This window comes from Bartonella sp. CM120XJJH, from assembly GCF_042194715.1.
Classification (GTDB): domain Bacteria; phylum Pseudomonadota; class Alphaproteobacteria; order Rhizobiales; family Rhizobiaceae; genus Bartonella.
On record NZ_JBHINE010000055.1, the window covers coordinates 1 to 1,755 of the forward strand.

The following is a 1,755-nucleotide window of genomic DNA, read 5'->3' on the forward strand; positions in this document are numbered from 1 at the left end:
TTGTTATCATCAGAGCAGCAAGGAACGCCGGTTTGTTACAGTTATTTTGATAGGAAATTACATCTTTATCCCACACCGGATAGAGTCTACCAGATTCAACTCATTCTCTCTCCATTGCGTTTATCAGAGATTGAGAGTGTTGATGAGGAGCACCCATGGTTTGTGCACGCGTTTGATTTGATCAAAGCGCGTGCAAAATACGAACTTTACAAGAATATCCTTAAAGATCCCGATTGTGCAACGGCAGCTTACAATGACTTTAACGAACAGTTGCATGAATTGCGTGCAGAGACGTCTCAACGTCATAACGTGACCCGAATAATACCAACGGATTTTTAGCATGGTTTATTTTCCCATTGCCGATTACAGACCAGATGTTGCGGTTGTCAACGGTAGTTTTACGGATAGCCTTGTGAATGTTTTACCTGCAGATGGTGGTTACATACCCATGCCAAGTGCAATGGTTGTTTCTAATCCTTTGGAAGAAAAACCCTTGGGTTCAATCGCCTTTAGAAGCGGTAATGGTGTTAAGATAATCGTAGGAGGCAAGCAAAAGCTTTATGCTTATGATAGTCAAACGAAGGGTTGGAAGGACATAAGTCAAAGTGGTGTGACGTATCATGCGCATGAGGATAATCAATGGTCGTTCGCTTTGTTTGGTCAAAGAATTATTGCGGTCAATAAAAATGATAAACCACAAGTTTTTAATACCCATAGTTCTGAACGATTTGAAGATTTAGGCGGCAATCCGCCAAAAGCAGGATTGGTGAAGGTTTGGGGACCTTTTGTTTGTTTGATGCAATTGACAGATCACCCCAATCGCATTCATTGGTCTGGTTTGGAAGATGCAACCCATTGGACAGTTAAGCAGAAAGATTGCGATTTTCAAGATTTTCCGGATGGAGAATATGTTCAAGGGGCAACAGAATCCACCAATCCCCTCATTTTTATGCGTTCTGCTATTTATGCTGGAACCTTTGTTGCGGGTTCTAAGATTGTGTTTACGTTTCAAAAGATACAAGACAAGCGAGGAGCCCGCAGTGCAGCCTCTATAGCATGTCGAGGGAGTGACGCTTTTTTTGCTGGTGATGGCGGTTTTTATCAAATGAGTTTGGATGGTCAACTTTTACCGATAGGCTTTGAAAAGGTTGATAGAACGGTTTTTAAAACATTTGATAAGTTTGCTCTTGATGAGATGCAAGGAGTTATAGACCCCATTGATAACCGGATTTACTGGTCCGTAAAGAGAGGCAATAACGAACAAACGACCTTTGTTTATGATTGGGGTTTACAGAAATGGTCGACACTACAGGGAAAGCTTTTCACGTTGTTTCCAGTGTTTACAACAGGTTATACTTTAGAACAGTTAGATGAGATTTCGCTCAATCTTGAGGCATTGCCGGCTTCTTTAGACAGCCCACGATGGCAAAGTGGCTCTCCAATGCTTGGTGCTTTTGATGAAAACAATCGGCTTGTTATGTTTACAGGAGCCCCGATGGAGGCAACAGTTGTTTCACAAGAGATGGGGGCGCCGGATGGAAGTTTTAGCTTTATCACGAAGATGTTTGCTGAAGTTGATACGACAGAAGGTCTTTTAAGCATAGGAGAACGTCGTCTTCGCAATAATCAGACGCCGATCACATGGCATAAGGAAAGGGTATGTTCGTATGTCACGGGTGCTTATCATGGGCGTTCACGCAATCGTTATCACCGGTTTAAATTGCGCATTCCTAAGAATGAACCTTGGACGATGAT

At 42.5% G+C, this 1,755-nt stretch carries 1 protein-coding gene and 1 pseudogene; both read left to right on the forward strand.

From position 1 onward, the window contains the following. A pseudogene (locus ACFIKU_RS09590) lies at nucleotides 1–339 on the forward strand (hypothetical protein); the annotation flags it as partial. Between the two features lies 1 nt (nucleotide 340). Next, on the forward strand, nucleotides 341–1,755 hold a 1,415-nt coding region (locus ACFIKU_RS09595), incomplete at its 3' end, for a hypothetical protein (RefSeq protein WP_375657370.1).